At 61.9% G+C, this 20,899-nt stretch carries 22 protein-coding genes; 10 read left to right on the forward strand and 12 right to left on the reverse strand.

The window, feature by feature from the left end; all coding sequences use genetic code 11:
* Positions 1-52 precede the first annotated feature (52 nt).
* The gene (gene cysS, locus ACIPHM_RS04000; RefSeq protein ID WP_400324764.1) at positions 53-1,456 is read right to left on the reverse strand and encodes a cysteine--tRNA ligase; all 1,404 of its coding nucleotides are present in this window, start codon (positions 1,454-1,456) and stop codon (positions 53-55) included.
* A 400-nt stretch (positions 1,457-1,856) separates the two neighbouring features.
* Between cysS and ACIPHM_RS04005 the strand changes: the two genes are divergently transcribed.
* The 4 genes from ACIPHM_RS04005 to ACIPHM_RS04020 all read left to right on the forward strand — a co-directional run bounded on the left by ACIPHM_RS04005 (position 1,857) and on the right by ACIPHM_RS04020 (position 4,548).
* Complete coding sequence (locus tag ACIPHM_RS04005) at positions 1,857-2,453, forward strand: tetratricopeptide repeat protein (protein WP_400324766.1); 597 nt, start codon at positions 1,857-1,859, stop codon at positions 2,451-2,453.
* 67 nt (positions 2,454-2,520) lie between these two features.
* Positions 2,521-3,108, forward strand: a complete 588-nt coding sequence (locus tag ACIPHM_RS04010; protein ID WP_400325323.1) for a peptidylprolyl isomerase — start codon at positions 2,521-2,523, stop codon at positions 3,106-3,108.
* A 45-nt stretch (positions 3,109-3,153) separates the two neighbouring features.
* Positions 3,154-3,648, forward strand: a complete 495-nt coding sequence (locus tag ACIPHM_RS04015) for a peptidylprolyl isomerase (protein WP_400324768.1) — start codon at positions 3,154-3,156, stop codon at positions 3,646-3,648.
* Between the two features lie 63 nt (positions 3,649-3,711).
* Entirely contained in the window at positions 3,712-4,548 is an 837-nt protein-coding gene (locus tag ACIPHM_RS04020) for a UDP-2,3-diacylglucosamine diphosphatase (protein WP_400324770.1), read from the forward strand.
* A gap of 140 nt (positions 4,549-4,688) precedes the next feature.
* Here ACIPHM_RS04020 and cysE read toward each other — a convergent pair whose 3' ends face one another.
* Entirely contained in the window at positions 4,689-5,465 is a 777-nt protein-coding gene (gene cysE, locus ACIPHM_RS04025; RefSeq protein ID WP_400324772.1) for a serine O-acetyltransferase, read from the reverse strand.
* A gap of 379 nt (positions 5,466-5,844) precedes the next feature.
* The gene (locus ACIPHM_RS04030) at positions 5,845-6,729 is read right to left on the reverse strand and encodes an RNA methyltransferase (RefSeq protein ID WP_400324774.1); all 885 of its coding nucleotides are present in this window, start codon (positions 6,727-6,729) and stop codon (positions 5,845-5,847) included.
* A gap of 534 nt (positions 6,730-7,263) precedes the next feature.
* Here ACIPHM_RS04030 and ACIPHM_RS04035 point away from each other — a divergent pair.
* Positions 7,264-8,130: an inositol monophosphatase family protein gene (locus ACIPHM_RS04035; RefSeq protein WP_400324776.1), complete on the forward strand. Its 867-nt coding sequence runs from the start codon at positions 7,264-7,266 to the stop codon at positions 8,128-8,130.
* Between the two features lie 149 nt (positions 8,131-8,279).
* Here ACIPHM_RS04035 and gltX read toward each other — a convergent pair whose 3' ends face one another.
* From gltX to ssuE, 6 genes are all read right to left on the reverse strand, one after another.
* On the reverse strand, positions 8,280-9,671 hold the full coding sequence (gene gltX / locus ACIPHM_RS04040; protein WP_400324778.1) for a glutamate--tRNA ligase: 1,392 nt from the start codon (positions 9,669-9,671) through the stop codon (positions 8,280-8,282).
* Positions 9,672-9,906: 235 nt separating this feature from the next.
* Positions 9,907-10,122, reverse strand: coding sequence for a molybdopterin-binding protein (locus ACIPHM_RS04045; protein WP_010807342.1), 216 nt, complete (start codon positions 10,120-10,122; stop codon positions 9,907-9,909).
* 79 nt (positions 10,123-10,201) lie between these two features.
* Positions 10,202-11,239 (reverse strand): ATP-binding cassette domain-containing protein, encoded by a 1,038-nt coding sequence (locus ACIPHM_RS04050; protein WP_400324780.1) that lies wholly within the window; start codon positions 11,237-11,239, stop codon positions 10,202-10,204.
* Complete coding sequence (gene ssuC / locus ACIPHM_RS04055) at positions 11,236-12,111, reverse strand: aliphatic sulfonate ABC transporter permease SsuC (RefSeq protein WP_400324782.1); 876 nt, start codon at positions 12,109-12,111, stop codon at positions 11,236-11,238. The genes ACIPHM_RS04050 and ssuC overlap by 4 nt, the downstream gene beginning before the upstream one ends.
* Before the next feature lie 134 nt (positions 12,112-12,245).
* Positions 12,246-13,397 (reverse strand): FMNH2-dependent alkanesulfonate monooxygenase, encoded by a 1,152-nt coding sequence (gene ssuD / locus ACIPHM_RS04060; RefSeq protein ID WP_400324784.1) that lies wholly within the window; start codon positions 13,395-13,397, stop codon positions 12,246-12,248.
* 14 nt (positions 13,398-13,411) lie between these two features.
* Complete coding sequence (ssuE, locus tag ACIPHM_RS04065) at positions 13,412-14,014, reverse strand: NADPH-dependent FMN reductase (RefSeq protein WP_400324785.1); 603 nt, start codon at positions 14,012-14,014, stop codon at positions 13,412-13,414.
* 403 nt (positions 14,015-14,417) lie between these two features.
* Here ssuE and ACIPHM_RS04070 point away from each other — a divergent pair, with 403 nt between their 5' ends.
* Both ACIPHM_RS04070 and ACIPHM_RS04075 read left to right on the forward strand, forming a co-directional pair.
* Positions 14,418-15,239, forward strand: a complete 822-nt coding sequence (locus ACIPHM_RS04070; protein WP_400324786.1) for a helix-turn-helix domain-containing protein — start codon at positions 14,418-14,420, stop codon at positions 15,237-15,239.
* Between the two features lie 194 nt (positions 15,240-15,433).
* Positions 15,434-15,799, forward strand: coding sequence for a tRNA-binding protein (locus ACIPHM_RS04075; RefSeq protein WP_400324787.1), 366 nt, complete (start codon positions 15,434-15,436; stop codon positions 15,797-15,799).
* A gap of 327 nt (positions 15,800-16,126) precedes the next feature.
* Here the strand turns inward: ACIPHM_RS04075 and ACIPHM_RS04080 are convergent, their stop codons facing one another.
* Positions 16,127-16,771 carry a hypothetical protein gene (locus tag ACIPHM_RS04080; protein ID WP_400324789.1) on the reverse strand — a complete coding sequence of 215 codons (645 nt, stop codon included), beginning with the start codon at positions 16,769-16,771 and terminating at the stop codon, positions 16,127-16,129.
* Positions 16,772-17,075: 304 nt separating this feature from the next.
* Between ACIPHM_RS04080 and ACIPHM_RS04085 the strand changes: the two genes are divergently transcribed.
* From ACIPHM_RS04085 to ACIPHM_RS04095, 3 genes are all read left to right on the forward strand, one after another.
* Positions 17,076-17,465, forward strand: a complete 390-nt coding sequence (locus ACIPHM_RS04085; protein WP_400324791.1) for a TIR domain-containing protein — start codon at positions 17,076-17,078, stop codon at positions 17,463-17,465.
* Positions 17,462-17,998 (forward strand): hypothetical protein, encoded by a 537-nt coding sequence (locus ACIPHM_RS04090; RefSeq protein ID WP_400324793.1) that lies wholly within the window; start codon positions 17,462-17,464, stop codon positions 17,996-17,998. The genes ACIPHM_RS04085 and ACIPHM_RS04090 overlap by 4 nt, the downstream gene beginning before the upstream one ends.
* 272 nt (positions 17,999-18,270) lie before the next feature.
* The gene (locus tag ACIPHM_RS04095; RefSeq protein ID WP_400324795.1) at positions 18,271-18,924 is read left to right on the forward strand and encodes a hypothetical protein; all 654 of its coding nucleotides are present in this window, start codon (positions 18,271-18,273) and stop codon (positions 18,922-18,924) included.
* Between the two features lie 49 nt (positions 18,925-18,973).
* Here ACIPHM_RS04095 and ACIPHM_RS04100 read toward each other — a convergent pair whose 3' ends face one another.
* Both ACIPHM_RS04100 and ACIPHM_RS04105 read right to left on the reverse strand, forming a co-directional pair.
* A complete protein-coding gene (locus ACIPHM_RS04100; protein WP_400324796.1) occupies positions 18,974-19,600 on the reverse strand; it encodes a hypothetical protein in 627 nt (208 codons plus the stop codon).
* Positions 19,601-19,956: 356 nt separating this feature from the next.
* Positions 19,957-20,883 carry a LysR family transcriptional regulator gene (locus ACIPHM_RS04105; protein ID WP_400324798.1) on the reverse strand — a complete coding sequence of 309 codons (927 nt, stop codon included), beginning with the start codon at positions 20,881-20,883 and terminating at the stop codon, positions 19,957-19,959.
* Between the last annotated feature and the right edge of the window lie 16 nt (positions 20,884-20,899).

The raw sequence follows: 20,899 nt of genomic DNA on the forward strand, positions 1-20,899 counted from the left end.
TCGCGGCTACGGATTTACGAGTCACCATGAGTTTCGCCTCGATGCGCCGCGCTCAGGCACGACGCCATTCGGTGGCGCCTCCGGGACGGTCTTCCAGCACGATGCCCTCGCCCAGCAATTCGGCACGAATACGATCGGCCTCGGCGAAGTTGCGATCGCGCTTGGCTTGCGCACGCGCTTCGATGCGAGCTTCGACCGACGCACGCAGCGCATCGCCGTCACCCGCCTCCTCACCGCCCGTCGCGCCTTGCAGGAACGACTGCGGGTCGCGGCCCAGCAAGCCGAGCGTGCCGGCCAACCCTTGCAACTGACGCACCAGCACCGGGTCGCGCTGCTTGTTGATCTCGCCAGCGAGTTCGAACAGCACGGAGATGGCCACGGGTGTGTTGAAATCGTCGTTCATGGCGGCCGCGAAACGCTGCGCAAACGGCTCGTTCCAGTCGAGCGGCGCGCCATCGCCTACAGCGTCCTTGAGCGCGGTGTACAAACGCGTGAGCCCGCCGCGAGCGTCGTCCAGATGGGCGTCGCTGTAATTGAGCGGGCTGCGGTACTGGGCGCGCAGAATGAAGAAGCGCACGACTTCCGCATCGAACTTCGCGAGCACTTCGCGAATCGTGAAGAAGTTGCCGAGCGACTTGGACATCTTCTCGTTGTCCACGCGCACGAAGCCGTTGTGCATCCAGTAGTTCACGAACGTCTCGCCCGTCGCGCCTTCGCTTTGTGCGATCTCGTTCTCGTGATGGGGGAATTGCAGATCCGCGCCGCCACCGTGAATGTCGAAGTGATTGCCGAGCAACTGGCAGCTCATGGCCGAGCACTCGATGTGCCAGCCCGGTCGCCCCGCGCCCCACGGCGACGCCCATTTCGATTCCTCGGGCTCGGTGTCTTTCGCGCGCTTCCACAGCACGAAGTCGAGCGGGTCCTGCTTCGCGGCATTGGCCGCCACGCGCTCACCCGCGCGCAGATCTTCGATGGACTTGCCGGAGAGCCTGCCGTAGCTCGCGAACTTGCGCACGGCGTAATTCACGTCGCCGTCGTCGGCCTGATAGGCGTAGCCGTTGCGTTGCAGCGTGCCGATCATGTCCACCATCTGCGGAATGAAATCGGTCGCACGCGGCTCGTGATCGGGACGCTGAACGCCGAGCGCATCGGCGTCTTCATGCATCGCGGCGATGAAACGCGTGGTCAGTTCGCGCATCGTCTCGCCGTTCTCCACGGCGCGCTTGATGATCTTGTCGTCGATATCCGTGATGTTGCGCACGTAAGTCACGCGAAGCCCAAGCGTGCGCAACCAGCGCTGCACCATGTCGAACACCACCATCACCCGCGCATGACCGATGTGACAGTAGTCGTACACCGTCATCCCGCAGACATACATGCGGACTTCGCCGGGAACGAGGGGTACGAACGGCTGTTTATCTCGCGCGAGCGAGTTGTAGACACGCAGTGAATCCATAGATAAGCGCTTGACCGGGCGGCAACAGCGCCGGACGCTGCGACGATATCCTCATGTGAAACGAGAGCGATATCGCGAGGCGGGCTGCGCGCCGTGCGGCAGAAAAAACGAACCTGCGAACCGCATCCACCGCCACATCGAGAAATGGCGCAGGCCGGGCGCAGGTGTTTTGTTAGAATGCGGCCGAGTATAGCATCTCTTGTGCACCTCTCAGGTATCCCAAGCACCCACTATGACGCAACGAAGCCGGTCACTTTTGCACCCCTCAACGCGCCTTGCCTCGCGCCCTCTCCCGCGCCTCCTTTCGCGACTGATTTCCCGTGTCCGCCCGGTCACCGCTGCCGCTCGCAGCGTCCGTGCGCTGGCGCTCGCGGGCGCCACACTGGGCCTCGCAGGCACGTTGTTCGCGCTGCCCGCCGGCGCCCAGTCCATCACCGATCCACCGCCGCCCGCCCCGCTGCAAACGCCGCAGCAGGCCAGCGAGTCGGCCATCGACAAACTGGTCGACGCGGACAAGCTCACCGACGCGCTCGCCAAGATCGACGAGCACCTGAAGCAGTACCCGCGCGACGCGCAGGTGCGTTTCACGCGTGGTCGCGTGCTCATGGAAATGGGCCGTAATGCGCAAGCCATCGACGTCTTCACGGCGCTCACGCAAGACTTCCCGGAACTGCCCGAGCCGTTCAACAATCTGGCCGCGCTCTACGCACAAGCCGGTGAGTACGACAAGGCGCGCGCCGCGCTCGAAAGCGCGATTCGCAACAACCCGAATTTCGCCGTGGCCTACTCGAATCTGGGCGACGTCTACGCCAAGCTCGCGCAGCAGGCTTATCAGAAATCCCTGAAGCTTTCGCCGACGGCCCGCGTATCGAGCCGCGAAAAGATCCTGTCGAATATGCTGACCCCGCAACGCGCAGCACCGGTCAGTCAGACGCCGTCGCCGGCCAAGGCCAGCGACGACGCGGCACTGAAAAACGTCGGCAAGTCGGGCAACTAACCCCCTCGCTCCGACTCGAATCGATTCCTTATCGCATACGGAGACACGCATGTCCTTTCCGAATCGCCTGCGTCGCGCGCTGCTCGGCAGTGTCGGGACCGTCGTCGCAGCCGCCGCCCTGACGAGTGCGAGCCTGCCGGCCCTCGCCCAGACGGCGCAACCGCAAGTGCAGTTCAAGACCTCGCTCGGCAACTTCGTGGTCGAAGTCAACCCGAAGGCGGCGCCCAAGACGGTGGAGAACTTCCTCCAGTACGTCAACGATGGTTTCTACAACGGCACGATCTTCCATCGCGTGATCAACGGCTTCATGATTCAGGGCGGCGGCTTCACCCCGAATATGGATCAGAAGCCCACGCGCGCGTCGATCCCGAGCGAATCGAAAAACGGCCTGAAGAACACGATCGGCACCATCGCCATGGCCCGCACTTCGGATCCGAACTCGGCAACTGCGCAATTCTTTATCAATGTGAAGGATAATGCGTCACTGGATTACCCCAACCCGGATGGCTTCGGTTACACGGTATTCGGCAAGGTCGTCTCCGGCATGGATACCGTCGAGAAGATCAAAGGGGTTGCCACGACCCGCAAGGGCATGTATTCGGACGTGCCCGCCACGACGGTCGTGATCGAATCGGCCAGCGTCGTCAAACGCTGAATATTCTCCGGCCCGCCGGGACCATTTCATTAGAAGGAAAGCATCATGGTTGAACTGCACACCAATCACGGCGTCATTCGCATCGAACTCGACGCAGACAAGGCACCGAAGACGGTCGAGAACTTCCTGAATTACGTCAAGAACGGTTTCTACGACGGCACGGTGTTCCACCGCGTCATCAACGGCTTCATGGTTCAGGGCGGCGGTTTCGAAGCCGGCATGAAGCAAAAGTCGACCGAAGCACCGATCGAGAACGAAGCCAACAACGGCCTGAAGAACAACAAGTACACGCTGGCCATGGCACGCACGAACGATCCGCACTCGGCCACGGCACAGTTCTTCATCAACGTGAGCGACAACGACTTCCTGAACCACAGCGCACCGACGTCGCAAGGCTGGGGCTATGCCGTGTTCGGCAAGGTCGTCGAAGGCCAGGAAGTGGTCGACGCGATCAAGGGCGTGAAGACCGGCTCGAAGGGCTTCCACCAGGACGTGCCGGTTGACGACGTCGTCATCGAGAAGGCCGTGATCGTCGCGTAAGCGCATTCACGCGAACTGCGACACTCGATGCCAGTATCGACTGCGCGGTGCCCGCAATGCCCCGTGACACCACGGGGCGACGGGCCCGCGCTTTTCATTTCCGATCTTCACCTCTCGCCGGCGCTGCCGCGTACGGTGCAAGTCTTCGAAGACTTCCTGCGCGGTCCCGCGCGTGAAGCGTCCATCCTTTTCATCCTCGGCGATCTGTTCGAATACTGGATCGGCGACGATATGCTCGATGCCGACCGCGGCGTCGACACCGGCGCATCCTCGCCACAATCGTCCCCTTCGCCCTCGAACGCTACCGAGCCGCTCGGCGCATTCGCGCGTCGCATGACGGCGGCGATGGCAGCGCTCTCGGCAAGCGGGGTGCCGATTGCCGTCATGCGCGGCAATCGCGACTTCCTGCTCGGCAAGCGCTTCGCCCGCGCTGCCGGTGCGGTCATGCTCGACGACCCCTGCGTCTTCTCGTTTCTCGGTCAGGCGCTGGTACTCAGTCACGGCGACCAGTTGTGCACCGACGACGTGGGCTATCAGCGCTTTCGCCGCGTGGCGCATTCGCCGCTCGGCAAAGCGTTTTTCCTGGCGCTGCCGTTGCGTGTGCGCATGGGCATTGCGGATCGCATCCGGCGGCGCAGTGCCGCCAAGGGCGCGCATCGCATGGCGTATGCCGATGCCAATGCCAGTGCTATTGCCACGCTGCTCGACGCCGCCGGCGAGCGTACGCTCGTGCATGGCCACACGCATCGTCCGGCGCGGCATGTCGACGGCCGTCGCGTGCGCTGGGTGCTGCCCGACTGGGAGTTCGATCTGGAGCCGCCGCGCGGCGGCTACCTGCAATGGGACGTCAACGGTCTGCGAGCCGTCGATCTCTCGCCCTCGGTAAGCGGTGGCGCATAACCCGCCGCATCAGCCCGGTCGCCATGCAAAACGGCCCGTTCGAAACCATTCGAACCGGGCCGTTTTCACGTGGATGGCACAACGTGGCACGACGTGGCATGACGTGGCGCAGCGACGTAGCGACGTAGCGACATAGCGCGTCACATATCCTGAATTTCCTTCCCGAGCTTGCGCAGCTCTGCGGTGTCGAACTTGCTCGCGCCGAGCGCTTCGAGATGCGCACCGAGCTGATTGAGCGCCGCCACCATCACATCGATCTTGTGCGACTGATCCGTCGCGTTCTCGATCAGGCCGTGAATCGCGAGCGAGACGGGATCGTCGGCGTTCGGTGTGATGCCATAGGCGGAAAATTCCGCCTTACGTCCGGTGCCGCCCCGGCCGGCCTGCCCCTCACGAGGCGCGTCGGGACGAACAATGCGCGCGGGGTTGCCCACGGCCGTCCCGCCCGCCGGCACCGGCTTCACGACCACGGCGTTCGAGCCGATCTTCGCGCCCTCGCCCACCGTAAAGCCACCCAGCACCTTCGCCCCCGCGCCCACGATCACGCCGGGCTCCAGTGTCGGGTGACGTTTCGCGCCACGCGCGAGCGACGTGCCGCCCAGCGTGACGCCCTGATAGATCGTGCAATCGTCGCCAATCACCGCCGTCTCGCCAATGACCACGCCCATGCCGTGATCGATGAAAACGCGGCGGCCCAGCGTCGCGCCCGGGTGGATTTCGATGCCGGTGAGAAAGCGTGCGTATTGCGAGATGTAGCGCCCAAGCCACTTGAAGCCGGATGTCCAGCAACGGTTGGCAACCCGATGCAGCATCACGGCATGCAGGCCGGGATAGCAGGTGAAGACTTCCCAGTTGCTGCGGGCGGCGGGGTCTTTTTGCCGAATGGCGGCGATATCTTCGCGAAGACGAGTGAACATGAGCCTGATGCGATCCTGTCGTGCGCCGTCCGGCCGTCTTGGGGCGGATCGTCGCGTAGTAGCGGAAGGGCAGCGCGGGCCGTGCGTGGCCGGCGGGCGCGGCGGCGACACGTGCCAGGGCAACGCGTCACGCTGGCGAGCGCAGGGCTAACAACAGTGAACGTGATAAGGCAGAGAGGCAGCGCAACGCTGGCGCAAACGATTCATATCCGCGAGAGGCCGATAAGCATGTGACTGGGAATTGTATGACGTTTTTTTGCCCGATGTGCAGACACGCCGTCGACTTCCCGTGTGCGCTGCCGTGATATGCCGTCAATACGCCGTCGATATGCCGTCGATATGCCGTCGATCTCCCGTCCCCGGCACACGCGCGCCACGCTCAGCGGCGGACCTTGCGCTCCAGAATATGCTTCGCGATGCCGCGCAAGATGTTGACCTCCTCACGCTCGAGATGGCTCTTTGCGAAGAGTCGACGCAGACGCGTCATGAGCTTCTTCGGGTTATCCGGATCGAGAAAGTCAAGCTCGACGAGCGCGCGCTCCAGATGCGTGAGCATGCCCTCGACATCGTCGCGGGTCGCCAGCGCTTCGTGCGCTTCGTGCGCTTCGTGCGCTTCGTGCGCTTCGTGCGCTTCGTGCGCATCGTGCGCTGCGGCCGCGGCCACCGTTGCCGCCGCTGCACCTGCCGGTGAGGCCGCCACTGCCGTCATGCTCAGCACCTCACCCCGCGCATGCGACAGGCACGCCATGCGCACTTCGTAAGCGATCAACTGCACCGCCTGCGAAAGATTGAGTGAGCTGTACACCGGGTTCGCCGGGATATGCACGAGCGCGTTGCAACGCTCCACATCCGCGTTCGAAAGCCCCGTGCGCTCGCTCCCGAAGACGAACGCCACCGCTTCGCCCTGCCCCGCGTGCTGCACGGCGATGGCCGCACTCTCGCGCGGCTCGGCGTTCGGCGGCCCGTACTCGCGCGAGCGCGCGGAAAGCGCCACCGCCCAACTGACGCCTTGCAATGCCGTATCGAGATCGGGCACGACGAGGGCGTTTGCCAGCACATCGTCCGCACCGCTCGCGAGCGCGACCGCCTCAGGGTCACGCAGCACGTCGGCCCCGGCACGCGGCGCGGCAAGCACCAGCCGACCGAAGCCCATCGTCTTGATCGCCCGCGCGGCCGAGCCAACGTTACCGGGGTGGCTCGTCTCGTTGAGCACGAAACGCACTTGGTCGAACAACGGCGAGGGGGAAGCAGCAGACTGGGGCATGAGACAGCAGTGAGGGGAACGAGGTGCGATGAATGGAAACGGATATGGCCGCTACGGTCCCGGAGACTCCCCGGGCCGAACAATGTCGCTATTCTGCCTGAATCGACGGGCCGAATCGATGCACGGGATCGGCAAACGCGATCTGTAGACGGAATCGATGGCCGGCGGGAGTGAACGAAATGCAGACGAAATACGGGCGAAATGTGGGCGAAATGTGGACGAAATGTGGACGAAGTCGGGACGAAGTCGACGGCGCCAACCCACGTGGCCCTCGGCAGCGCCGCCAGACCCACGCTACACGGCCACCGCACGTCACCCCGACGAAAAAGGGTCAGAACATGCAGGTTCCGCAGCGCACGGGCCGCGTTTTTGCTAAAATGCGCGTTTTCGTCCTCGCAAACGAGCCGCCACCCAGTGCGCGGCGCTTGCGGGGCATCGCTCTTGCTCAATTCGTTCGCTTTGTCCGCCACGCTCGACGGCCGACCCAACGGGGGTCGCACGTACCGTCAGCGATGGCCTTAACAGGAATCTGTCATGCAGCATCCCATGCTCAATATCGCGGTGAAAGCCGCGCGCCGCGCCGGCAACATCATCAGCCGAGCCTCCCTCGACATCGATACCGTCAAGGTCAGCAAGAAGCAGCACAACGACTTCGTGACGGAAGTGGACAAAGCGGCTGAGCAAGCGATCATCGAAGTCCTCCTGACGGCCTACCCCGACCACGCCATCCTCGCCGAGGAATCCGGCGAAGCGCACGGCAATTCCGACTCGGAATACCAGTGGATCATCGACCCGCTGGACGGCACGACCAACTTCATCCACGGCCTGCCCTACTACTGCACGTCGATTGCGCTCGCGCACAAGGGCATCGTCTCGCAAGCGGTGATCTACGATCCGACCCGCAACGAACTCTTCACCGCCTCGCGCGGCCGCGGCGCCTTCCTCGACGGCAAGCGCATTCGCGTCTCGCGCCGTGACCGTCTGGCCGACGGCCTGATCGGCACGGGCTTCCCGTTCCGCGATCTGCAAGGCGTGGAAAACTATCTGAAGATGTTCGGCACGATGACGGAGCACTGCGCAGGCATCCGCCGCCCGGGCGCCGCTGCGCTGGATCTGGCCAACGTCGCCGCCGGTCGCATGGACGGCTTCTTCGAGCAAGGTCTGAACCCGTGGGACATGGCCGCAGGCAGCCTGCTGATCACCGAAGCCGGTGGTCTGGTCGGTAACTACACCGGCGAATCGAACTTCCTGTTCGAAGGCGAAATCCTCGCAGGCAACCCGAAGATCTATGCCCAGATGGTCAAGCTCCTCGAAGGCTATTCGCGCGCCAAACGCCCGGTGACGTCGTCCAAGGCAGGCTCGACCCTGACCCTCTCGACGGATGGCAGCGCCCAGGCGTAAGCACACATAAGGGGACGCGCCTTCTGCGGCGTCCCCCAACAAAAAACCCCGGCGATGCGCAAGCATCCCGGGTTTTTTTGTTTCCCGCGCCGCCCCCTCAAGGCTGGCGGCATCGGGAATCCAAAACGCGATCGGCGACGGACTCGGGCTCAGGCACCCAGACGCGCCAGCACCACATCGCGTCCCAGCAATTCGAGCACGGCGTCGATGGCCGGCGTGTGCGTGGTGCCGACCACGAGCAGACGCACCGGCATCGCGAGCTGCGGCATCTTCATGCCATGCTGCGCGAGCGTGGCCTTGAATGCCGGCGAAATGGCTTCCTTCTTCCATTCGGGCAGCGCTGCGAGCGCCGTGGCCAGATCCTTCATCGCCGCACGTGTGGTATCCGTCATGTGTTGCGCCAGATCGTCTGCCGAGGGCACCGGGTGACGGTAGAACATCTCGGCGCTCGCCGCGATGTCCTTGATCGTGTTTGCACGGTCCTTGAACAGACCGACCACACCAGCGAGCGACGGACCGCCGTCGATCGACACGCCCGCCTTTTGCAGGAACGGCTCGGTCAGCCCGGCCAGACGCTCGTTATCGGCCTGCTTCAGATACTGATTGTTCAGCCACTGAAGCTTTTCCGGGTTGTGCTGCGCTGGCGACTTGCCCAGATGCTCCAGATCGAACCACGCGACGAACTGCTCGCGCGAGAACACTTCGGCGTCTCCATGCGCCCAGCCCAAACGTGCCAGATAGTTCACCACCGCCTCGGGCAGATAACCCTCTTCGCGGTACTGCACGACACTCATGGCGCCGTTGCGCTTGGACATCTTCTCGCCCTGGTCGTTGAGCACCGTGGGCAAGTGCGCGTACACCGGCTGCGGCTTGCCGAGCGCCTGGAAGATGTTGATCTGACGCGGCGTGTTGTTCACGTGGTCGTCGCCACGAATCACGTGCGTGATCTCCATGTCGATGTCGTCGACGACCACGCAGAAGTTATACGTCGGCGTGCCATCGGGACGCGCAATCACGAGATCGTCGAGTTCTTCGTTCGAGATTTCGATGCGGCCCTTGACGGCGTCTTCCCAGACCACGCTGCCGGTGAGCGGGTTCTTGAAGCGCAGCACCGGCTGCACACCGGCCGGCGGCTCGGGCAGCACTTTGCCCGGCTCCGGACGCCAGCGGCCGTCGTAACGCGGCTTCTCGCCACGCACACGCTGCTGCTCGCGCAGTTCGTCAAGCGCTTCCATGCTCATGTAGCACGGGTAGACGTGACCGGCGGCCTTCAGTTGCTCGAGCACTTCGCGATAGCGATCCATGCGCTGCATCTGATAGAACGGGCCTTCGTCGTAATCGAGGCCGAGCCATTCCATGCCTTCGAGAATGACCTGCACGGCTTCCTGTGACGAACGCTCGAGATCGGTGTCTTCGATGCGCAACACGAACGCGCCGTTGTTGTGACGCGCGAAGGCCCACGGATAGAGAGCGGAACGGATGTTGCCCAGATGGATGAAACCGGTCGGGCTAGGCGCAAAGCGGGTGCGGACAGTGGTCATGGTTTGGCTTCGGTGCATCGCGTCGGCGACAAACAAAAACGCCCGCAGCGGAGAGTCTCGCGCAGGCGGGTCGCCAACATTTGGAAGCCGTCATTATATCAGCCGAGTGCGTGCATTCGCGGCACAGTCCGAGTCGAGGCTCGGAATTTCCTGTCACCTGCATCGGACGTCGCCCCCGCGCGCATCCGATGCAGGCGTCAACCACAGGAAAATGGCAGCGCTGCGGGCAAGCGCGTCAGAGCTTGGCGAGCGAAACTTCGGTGGCCTTGACCAACGCCACGACTTCGGAGCCGACGTCCAGACGCAGCTCGTCGATCGAGCGCGTGGTGATGACCGAGGTGACGATGCCGCTCGGCGTCTCGACGTCGACTTCGGACAGCACGGGACCGCGCAGAATTTCGCGAATACGGCCCTTGAACTGGTTGCGGACATTGATGGCGGTGATACCCATGGTGAACTCCTGTGTTCGAAAAAACGGTTCTGTGAGTGATTCTGAAACGTGATCGGTAAAAACGAATGCGCGCACGCGCTCAGATGGCCCAGCGCACGGCCGCCGCCGGCCACAGCGGCTCGGGCGCGGGCACGTGCGACGACGGCGACACTTCCGTTTGCAGCACGCGCGCGAGCACCTGTGCTTCGAGCCCGGCGAACTCGGCGCTCCCGCGCGCACGCGGACGCGCCAGCGACACCGACTGATCGAGCCCCAACTGCCCTTGCTCGATGAGCACCACGCGATCGGCCAGCGCTACGGCTTCCTGCACGTCGTGCGTCACGAGCAGCGCGGTGAAGCCGTGAGCGCGCCAGAGGCGTTCGATCAGGGCGTGCATTTCGATGCGCGTGAGCGCGTCGAGCGCACCCAGCGGTTCGTCGAGCAGCAGCAGATCCGGCTGATGCACCAGCGCACGCGCCAGAGCCACACGCTGACGCTGACCGCCCGAGAGCTGGCTCGGCCAATCGTTGGCGCGCTCGGCGAGACCCACTTCGCGCAGCACGTCCAGCGCTTTCGCGTGCGACGACTTCGGCAGCCCGATCGCAACGTTTTGCAGCACCGTGCGCCAGGGCAGCAGACGCGCGTCCTGGAACATGATGCGCGTCGCCACCTTGCCCGAGGTGTCACCGGCGCCGCCCAGCGCATGTCCGTCGAGCGTGATGCGACCGGCGTCCGGCGTCTCCAGACCGGCGATCAGACGCAGCAGCGTCGACTTGCCGCAACCGCTGCGTCCCACGATGGCCGCGAAGCCACCGCGCGGAATCGTCAGTGAAAAGTCCGACAACACCGAGCGTGCGCCGTAGCGTTTGCCCACCGCGTCGACGCGCAGGCCGCCAGATATCGCGGGCGCCTTCGGGGTGCTCGCGTCACTCGTCGCATGCACCACTTTAAGATTCGTCCCCGTCACCGAACGCGATGCGTGCGCGGCGATGTGCGCACCGAGCGGCAGTTGCGTGCCGAACGCATCGGCCTGCGGATCGAGCGCGAGGGTGTCCAGACGGCCCGTGGCGCGCTGCTCGGCGGTCCATTCGGACTCGATGTCGGCGCCCGCGACCGGGGCCAGTTGTTGTGCGCTCATGCGGCGGCTCCTCGTTGAAAGGCCGGATGCCAGCGCAACCAGCGAAATTCCAGTTCCTTGGCCAGCACGTCGGCCAGCTTGCCCAGCAAGGCGTACAGCAAGATCCCCACCAGCACGATGTCCGTCTGCAAGAACTCGCGGGCGTTCATCGTCAGATAGCCGATGCCCGACTGCGCCGAGATGGTTTCGGCAACGATCAGCGTCACCCACATCAGGCCCAGCGAAAAACGAACGCCCACCAGAATCGACGGCAGTGCGCCGGGCAGAATGACATCGCGATACAGCGCCCAGCCACGCAGCCCATAGCTGCGCGCCATCTCCACGAGGGCCGAATCGACCGCACGAATACCGGCGTAAGTGTTGAGGTACATCGGGAAAAACACACCGATGGAGACGAGGAACAGCTTGGCTTTTTCGTCGATGCCGAACCACAGGATCACCAGCGGAATCAGCGCCAGGTGCGGAATGTTGCGCAGCATCTGGAACGACGAATCGAGCGCGGTCTCGGCCACGCGCGACAGGCCGGTCAGCATGCCGAGCAGCAGCCCGAGACCTCCGCCGATGACGAAGCCGATCACGGCGCGTCCGGTCGACACGCCGATGTCGCGCCAGATCTGGCCCGTCACCGCGAGTTGCCACGCGGCTTCGACGACTGCCGACGGTGCAGGCAGCACCCGCGTCGACAGCCAGCCCTCTTGCGCGGCGAGTTGCCAGAGCGCGACCAGTACGATGGGCACGGCCCACGGTGCGAGACGTCGCGCGACCGAGCGCCAATAGCGTTGCAAGGTGCTGGGCGCCTCAGCGACGGCGACGGCGCTTGCAGCGGAGGAGCCGTTGCCGGTGACGGCGTCGGTCAGGGTAGTGTGCGTCATGCGAATTTCCTCCGGGGCGCGGGCGCCCCGTTTCCGTTCATTTCCAGGTGAAGTCGGTGCGTCTTGATGCGGCGTGAAGCTGCGTGGTTACGGTGATGGCACGCGATGACACGTGACGCCACGCACAGCGCCCGTCAGCTTTGCGACGCCTGCGGCACGATGTTGTTGGCCATGACTTCGCCGACGGGCCCTGCGAGCGAGACGTTGCCCAGCTTTTCGCGCACGTGGCGCGGCAGATGCGGGAACACCAGTTCGGCGAAGCGATACGCTTCTTCGAGATGCGGGTAGCCCGACAGGATGAACGTGTCGATGCCCAGATCCGCGTATTCGCGCAGACGCTGCGCCACGGTCGGACCGTCGCCCACGAGTGCCGTGCCGGCCCCACCGCGCACAAGCCCTACCCCCGCCCACAGATTCGGTGCGATCACGAGCTTGTCGCGACGTCCGCCATGCAGCGCCGCCATACGCCGCTGCCCTTCCGAATCCATCTTCGAGAACTGCGTCTGCACGCGCGCGATGGTCTCGTCGTCGAGCTTGCTGATGAGCGAATCCGCAGCGCGCCACGCTTCGTCTTCCGTCTCGCGAACGATCACATGCAGTCGCAGACCGTAGCGCAGCGTGCGCCCGAGTTTGGCGGCGCGTGCACGCACGTCCGCAATCTTCTCAGCCACATCGGCGAGCGGCTCGCCCCACGTCAGGTAGACGTCGAGCTGCTCGGCAGCGATCTGACGCGCCGCCTCCGACGAGCCGCCGAAATACAGCGGCGGATGCGGTTTCTGCACCGGCGGATACAGCAGCTTCGCGCCCTTCGCACGCAGATGCTTGCCTTCGAAATCGATGCTCTCGGCCGAATGCGACTTCTCGATCAGCGAGCGCCAGATGCGCAGGAATTCGTCCGTCACTTCATAGCGTTCGGCGTGGTCGGCAAAGAAGCCGTCGCCTTCGAGCTCACCGGCGTCGCCGCCCGTCACGACGTTGACCAGCAGCCTGCCCCCCGACAGGCGATCGAACGTCGAGGCCATGCGCGCGGTGAGCGCGGGCGACGCAATGCCCGGCCGAATGGCGACGAGAAACTTCAGATTGCGGGTCGCGCCGATCAGGCTCGATGCCGTCACCCAGGCGTCTTCGCAAGAGCGTCCCGTGGGCAGCAGCACACCTTCGTAGCCGAGCGAGTCGACGGCGCTGGCGATCTGTCGTGCGTAGTCGAAATCGAACACGCGTCCACCGTCGGACGTCCCGAGGTAGTGGGCGTCCCCGTGCGTCGGAATAAACCAGAAGACTTGCATACGGACTCCGGCGCTCAGGCGGCGAGCGTCGCGGCGGCGCGCGCGCGGCGAACTTCCTTCGCCGCCGTGGCGGGCCACTGACGAATCACCTCGCGCTCGTGCAGCCACCGCGCGAGTTGATCGACCGTCGCACCGAGCCGCTCGGCAACGGCGGTGTCGAGCACGGCGCCCTCTTCCTTCGGCACCTGCTGATCGACGGCAAATACGCCGCGCAGAATGTGTTGTGCCCCCAGCGCGGACAGCACCGGCTTGAGCGCGTAATCGAGCGCGAGCAAATGCGCCGGACTGCCGCCCGTGGCGAAGGGCGCGACGAGCTTGTCGGCGAGGCCGTCTTGCGGCAGCACGTCGAGGAAGGCTTTGAGCAGGCCGCTGTACGCTGCCTTGTAGACCGGCGTGGCAACGACCACCGCTTGCGCACCGGCGACCTGTGCGAGTGCGTGACGCAGATCGTCATGCGACGTATCGGCGGCCAGCAAGGCGGCGGGCGATAGCGCGCGAATGTCGATGCGGCGCACCGCGATACCGGCCTCAACCAGTTCGGATTCGACGAAACGCAGCAACCGGGCGCTGCGCGAGGCGGCCGACGGGCTGCCCGAGATCGTGACGGCGTATGTCATACTTCCCTGCCAAAGACGGGCCGCTGGCCCTGAGAAATCGAAGCGCATCGCGTGTCTGGCGGGCCTTGCGGCGCCGCTCGCGCGGTGCTGACCGGTACTCACCGGCCGCTGGTGAACCAGTGTAGCGAGCCGTCCCGCGCGCCCGAACCAATGAATCCGGGATTGCTTTGCGCGTTTTTTCATAACCTGAAGTCATGCACCGTCCGCGCCTTATTCCTTGGCAGGGTGATAACGTTCGATGGAGTCGGCTGCCGTTCGATGACGTTCGGGGCCGTCGGCTAGGGTCCGCCGCAGTCCACTGCCGTTCGGTAGCGCCCGCCAACATCCGCTACCATCGCTAACATCCGGTATCCGGTTTTTTGCCTGAGCGTCTGCCTGCCACACCTGTAAGCCCCCTGCTCCCATGTCCGCCCCGATTCTCGAACTGCGCGAGTACCGTCCTACTGCCAGCACCGACACACACGACTTCCATCAGGTCGTGATCGGGCTGTCCGGACGCATGTCGCTGTCGCTAGACGGCGACGCCAAGCGGTACGGACGCGTTGGCGCGCGCAACGGCGTGGTGATTCCTGCGGGTGTGCGTCACGACTATCGTGGCGATGGGCCGAATCGGCAGGTCGTGCTGGATGTGCCGCCGGAGATCGCCCGAGGTACGGGCACCGAACGTGCGTTCGCGCACGAGGCGTTTTTCGCGCTGGATGCGAAACTGCTGGCGCTGGCCGCCCGCGTGAGCGCGAGCGTGGACAGCGGCCACCCGCTGAGTGTGGACGATCCGGTAGTCCGCGAGTGGCTCGCCGCCCTCACCGCCCGACTGGCGCCGACGCGTCCCGTCTTGCGCACCGTCCGGCTGGATCTGGCGCAGGTCGACGCGAGGCTGCAAGCCGATCTGGCAACGCCACCGGATACCGCGACGCTGGCACAGGAAGCGGGAATGAGCGTGCGACATTTCCACGACTGCTTCGTGGCGATGACCGGCGAGACGCCTCACCGGCACCTGATGCGCCTGCGGCTCGCCCGTGCGTTGTCGCTGCTGGCCGAGAACGACACCCCGCTCGCTGACATTGCCCTGGACGTCGGCTTCAACGATCAAAGCGCCCTCACCCACGCGTTCCGCCAACACTACGGCGTGACACCCGCCGCCTGGCGACGGGAACGGGCAGCGGTGTTGGCGGATGGGCGTGGGGCATCTGGGGCTTGTGCTGTGTTTGCTGCATCGGAAAGTTGATGCTGGTGGGGGGCTTGCCGTGGGCTTGTTGTCCGCTTATCGTTCGCTTGCCGTTCGCTTGCCGTCTGCGTCCCGACTAATTGCCGTCTGATTACCGTCTGATTACCGTCTGCCGTTTTTTACAAGCCGTGCGGGCGAGCGACGCGTTACGCTCACCGCCTGGTCATCTATCGACGAGCAAAAGGGAACAGGAAATGACAGACTCGGCACACTCGGCTAATCCGGCAAACACCATCGAATGGCAGGACTTCGAGAAGATCGAATTGCGCGTCGGCACGATTGTCGCCGCCCGCGCGAATGAGAAAGCGAAGAAACCCGCCTACGTGCTGGAAGTGGATCTGGGCGAGTTGGGCGTGAAGACCTCAAGCGCACAAATCACCGCTCACTACACGCCGGAAAGCCTCGTCGGCCGCCAAGTGCTGTGCGTATGCAACTTCGCGCCGAAACGCATCGCCGGCGTCGCCTCGGAAGTCCTCGTGACAGGCTTCGCCGACACAAACGGTGCCATCGTTCTCGCCAGCGTCGAGCGTGACGTGCCCAACGGGGCACGTTTGCATTGAACGACGGCGCGAAACGCGCAGCGGGAATTGAGGCATACGGAATGGCGTTTGCCTCAAGAATTCGCTACCCGTCGATAAAAGAATTAAAACAGTTGCGGCGTAGCGAAGTTAAGTAGGACATTCCGGTCGCGGAGCACGAGGCATGCGGGATTGTGAGCAAGCGCATAGCTCGTGGATAGGAGCAGGCGACGACCGTGCTCGGCCAGGAACGGCCGTTTGCCTGTACTACATTTCGGACGTTCGAGTGTCGGTTCAGCGGAGAGAACGGACCGTCGCGTTGCTAGCCACACCGATGAGCGGGATTCGCTGCGGCGTCCACGTTCGGGTTTAGCTACCGTGAAACTTTGCGCCGAGAGCGAACGCCCCGGCAATCAACGCTGCCATTGCCGCAAGAAAGCTATACAGGTGCGACGCTTTCATGCCACTTACGAGCTCGCCGATCGTCATTTCCGACGGGCTCACTTTCGCCGCAGATTTAGCTGTGGCGGCTGACAGCTTTCCCTTCCAACTTGCAAGAACGCCATTAAATTCTATTGTGGTGAGAGATTCTGCCTTGGGTTCCACTGCCTGCACATACCAGTCAAAGCCAGGCTCCAGCAGTCCTTCAGCGCGTATCCCTCGCTCGACAATCACAAGTAACGGATGTCCACGACTATAGGCCATGGCTGCTTCGATCTGATTCCACGGCGTGGGAAGTATCACGTTTGTGATGGGGACTTCCTCTGAACCACCACGCTTCTCTAGCCCGCTGGGGAAATACTTCCGTTCGAGCGCGATGACAACCGTACCAGAACATTCATTCATCAGATCCACCACTGTTTTCAATGGTGAGTCCGATCCGAAGGTATTCCGTCCTACGGTATATGGGATAAGCCCTTCCGCACGCAAGCGGTCCTCAACAGCGCGAACGAAGGTCTCTTGCTGAACCGTGGCAGTTCCGCCGACACTAACAAACACCTTGAATTCATTCATGCGTCGTTTCCCCCGGCGTCGCTCTGGCCGCATTCTACGGCGGATCCTAATACGGGACATCTTCGTTCGGAAGCTTGGTTGCCTCCTACGAACTGCGTCCTGCATCTTACAAGGAAACCGTGGGAAACTCGCTCGCTGGTTGAATCAGCGACGGCTTGGTTCAAACCTTTTCTGCTCAGCACGCAAGCTTCAATGACTGACATGCCGGCCGATTGACGGGTTTGTTCTGTTGTTGACCATTCGCCTCAGGTGCGACATGATCCCTTCTGCTGCCGAGAGACAGCGGTCCAATCGGGGATAAAAAATGCAAAGAAAAAAGATTTTCGTAAGCTTTGATTTTGACCACGACTCTGATTTGAAGATGCTTTTAGTTGGGCAAGCAAAGCATCCCGACACTCCTTTCGATATCTGGGATTCGTCGGTGAAAGAGCACATGACGGGAGACTGGGAGAAGAAGGTTCGAGACAAGATTCGCAACGTAGACATTGTCTGTGTGCTTTGCGGCACACAGACGCATACCGCGGCCGGAGTCGGCATCGAACTCGAGATCGCGAAAGATCTTCGGAAGGAATACTTTCTGTTGGCAGGGTACAAAGACAAAGCCTGCACCAAGCCGACGTCAGCGACCGCGGCTGACAAGATGTACAACTGGACTTGGGACAACCTCAAGACGTTAATTCACGGCGGTCGATGATGCCGGACGTGCCAAAAGACAGGCTCTGGAATGAAATCCCGGATAGGATGGCCTATCCGGATAACGAGAAGTGGTATTCGCATCTGCTCGATCAATACAAACTATACGTCGAGATGGCCGATCGAATCAGTCAGCGACGCACCACTGCCAACTCGTATTTTCTCAGCGTGAATTCAGCAATCCTCGCGTTCGTTGGTTATTTGACGTCGAAGAATTCTTCCGACTATCTGTGGCTGCTCGCTACCGCTGGCGTCACGTTAACGTTCCTGTGGCATTCAATCATCACGTCGTATCGCAACCTGAATTCGGCTAAATGGGAGGTCGTGCACGAGATCGAAAAGCGACTTCCTATCAGTCCGTACGACGCAGAATGGGAAGCTGTGCAACGGGGCGGAAATGCAAAGCTCTACCGTCCCATATCGCACATTGAATCTGGTGTGCCTTGGGTTTTCTTCGTGCTCCATTTGATCGTACTGTTAAGAACGTTCCCATGGTTTGGCGTGTTCACGGGTCTCAGGCGGTTTGTGTACTGAGTGAGTCGCGCCGCAATGCAGGCTTTCCCTGGCAGTCGGATGGGACAAGAATTCGAAGTGAGTCCGTCCAAGATTTGTCGGACTTGGCGCGTGAACTTTCCGGGCGACATGGAAACGCGATTCAAGAAGCACCTGTCGCCGGACGGATCGAGCCGAGCTATCGGACGTAATCCGACGCACGCTTATGCGCGGATCCTAGAGCCTTCGTAATTTCTGCGCGCCGGGTACACCAACAGATTGAAACTTCGACGCCATCAAGATGAGGGGGATTCTTGGACTCCGGCATCATTTACGTCAAAAGCTACAGGGAAGGATCGGATGTTGTGGACTTCATGAAAGAGGTCTATAGGCATCCTGAGTTCTCGCATTTCCTCGTCACGAGGATGGATGCGATCAACGTTCGCGAGTATTTTCGCGAATATATCGTCGAGAACGGAATTTCCTCGTTATTCAATTTCTCACTTACATATGATGCTGTGATGCACGGGGGAATTCACGTTGATGAAATTGCAAACGTCGTACTGCAATTTGTTGAAAAATTGAAAGGAGTGAAAGATCTTTTCATTATTGACCCATACTTCTACTCAGATGATCCGGGCTGCGTTGCCCTTTTCGGCAAAATGATGTCGGAAATTTCCGAACAGCTCAGATCTGTCACGTTTTTTACGAACGGCAGAAAAGCGAACAAGAAATCGGCGATGCATTCAGTTTTGCAGAACGTTGCACCAAAGGTTTCGATCGAAGACGTCGTGACCGAAGAGTTTCATGATCGATTTTGGGTTGACGCGGAAAAGAACGTCGGAATTGTCATGGGAACATCTCTGAACGGTATTGGAAAGAAAATAGCACTTATCGATCACCTGTCCGCACATGACGCGCGCGATATTGCCACGCTGGCACGTCAATTAATCGGCGGAACTGAATAGCACCGTGAACCATCTCGCCGAAGGGCGCCCATTTGAATTAATCGCTGCCCTACGCTTCTGTTAGACCGCTTACGCCTCGCATTACCTTCGAGGCGAGCTTGAACAGGTCATGCCCGGAAATTTGATTCTGTTCGGCAAGTTCGAAGACGCTGTCGTGCCTATCGATATGCCTGCCACCTGGGTCGGGGTATCGTCCCGCCCATGCGATAAAGTGCGTCAGCAACTCGAGAATGGCGAGATCCTTCGCGTTGAGATCAACAAAGAACGTTGCGAGTTTCTTCAGGTCATGGGTCAGATACTTTCGCTCGGCTTCGGAATAAGCCTCGACACCGTCTTTAACGAGGATCATTGCCTTCAGGCATACCTCTAGACTGTAACCGACCAACATGAGGGTAACGGCGCAATATTGGCTGTCACAAATGCCCCGCATTTCCGCAGGCAAGTTGTCGAAAGCGGGCTCAGCTTTAATTAAGACAAGCGCGGCTTGTGCCATCGCTTCTGCTTGAGTCAGCCACAACAGTGGATTCTTCAAGTCTTCACTGCTCGGCTGCTTAAAGGGATCAAGTTCGACACCATTCATCGAAGCGATCATCGCCCAGCGCATCCACGCGGAACGGCTATAGCCTGCCGGATCTTGGATGAATTGTTTCCTGTTCGGCAACGTCGGATTCATCATTCTGGTAGCGGATAGCTATTTCGTAGACGAACGAGAATTATAAGGTTTTGGCGGATTGCTGCGCCACATATCCGAATTGGCTGCACGGTCGAAGTTGGCCGTGTCGACGGCAAGCGGTAGCCGGACGTCGAGGCCGACATCACTGCTCGAACGGCTGTTGTACGTAAAGAAGCCGCCGCAAGGGCCGCGCTGATTGAACGACTGTTGTGGGTCAGAAACAGCCGTTTGCGAATGGCTCTAGTGTGTTGCATCCACCGGTTGAATCCACAACCAGAAGCTGACATTGAAAAAGTCATACCGAGCGACTGTTTTCGCTCGCGAAGACGCAACTTTGCGCCCGGTGCGCCACGTCGATCCTAGGCAGTCCGACGAGGTTTCGGTGCCATGGCAGGGCTCCCCAATCCAGCCAACCGTACCTGTATCAATTCCAGCAGCGCCCGAACACGCGCAGTCACGGAATGGCGATGGCTGTATGCCCCGAGCAATTGCAGAGGGGCAGGACAAAGGTCCAACGGCACTTCCTGCAACCGCCCCGCCACAAGGTCCTCCTGGCAGGGATAGGCGGCCACAATCGCGAAGCCGATGCCTTGGCGTGCGCCTGCCACGGCCAACTCCCCGCTGTTGACGCGGTAGCGGCTGCGTACCGGCACTGCTGCGTCCTGAAACTGCCAGGGCTGGCCCTTCAACGCACTGAGGGTGGTGATACAGGGCAGAGACTTCAGCTCGCGCACGTTGCGTGGCATGCCGGTCCTGGCCAGCAAGGAGGGTGCAGCAACCACGATACTGGGCAGTGTGGCGAGTTCACGGGTGATGAAGGCACTGTCCTCCTGATGGCCCCGGTGGAAGACGATGGAAAGGTCAACGTCCTCTCGAAGCACTTCCAGTCCGGTCATCCGGGTATCGCATTCCAGCTCGATGCCGGGATGGAGGCTACAGAATTCGGCGAGGATGGGAGCCAGCAGCCTTGGCGCTTCGCCGGGCATGCACATTTTCAGAGGACCACGCAGTTCGCGCTGTACCGCACCAAGCTCTTCCTGCGTAGCGAGCAGAGTATCGAGCAAGGGCTTGGCACGTTCGTAGAGCAGTCGGCCGGCTTCCGTCATATGCAGGTGGCGGGTGCTTCGCTCCAGCAAGCGCACGCCGAGTCTGCGCTCCAGCGCAGCGACATGGCGGCTTACGTTGGACGAGGGGATGGCCAACAAACGCGATGCGCCAGCAAAGCTCTGCTCATCAACAACTGCCGTGTAGACACGGACCGTATTCAGATCGAGTCCATCGCGCATTGATTATCCCGTTTAA

Origin of the sequence: Pandoraea sp. NPDC087047, assembly GCF_044745225.1 — a bacterium.
Classification (GTDB): domain Bacteria; phylum Pseudomonadota; class Gammaproteobacteria; order Burkholderiales; family Burkholderiaceae; genus Pandoraea.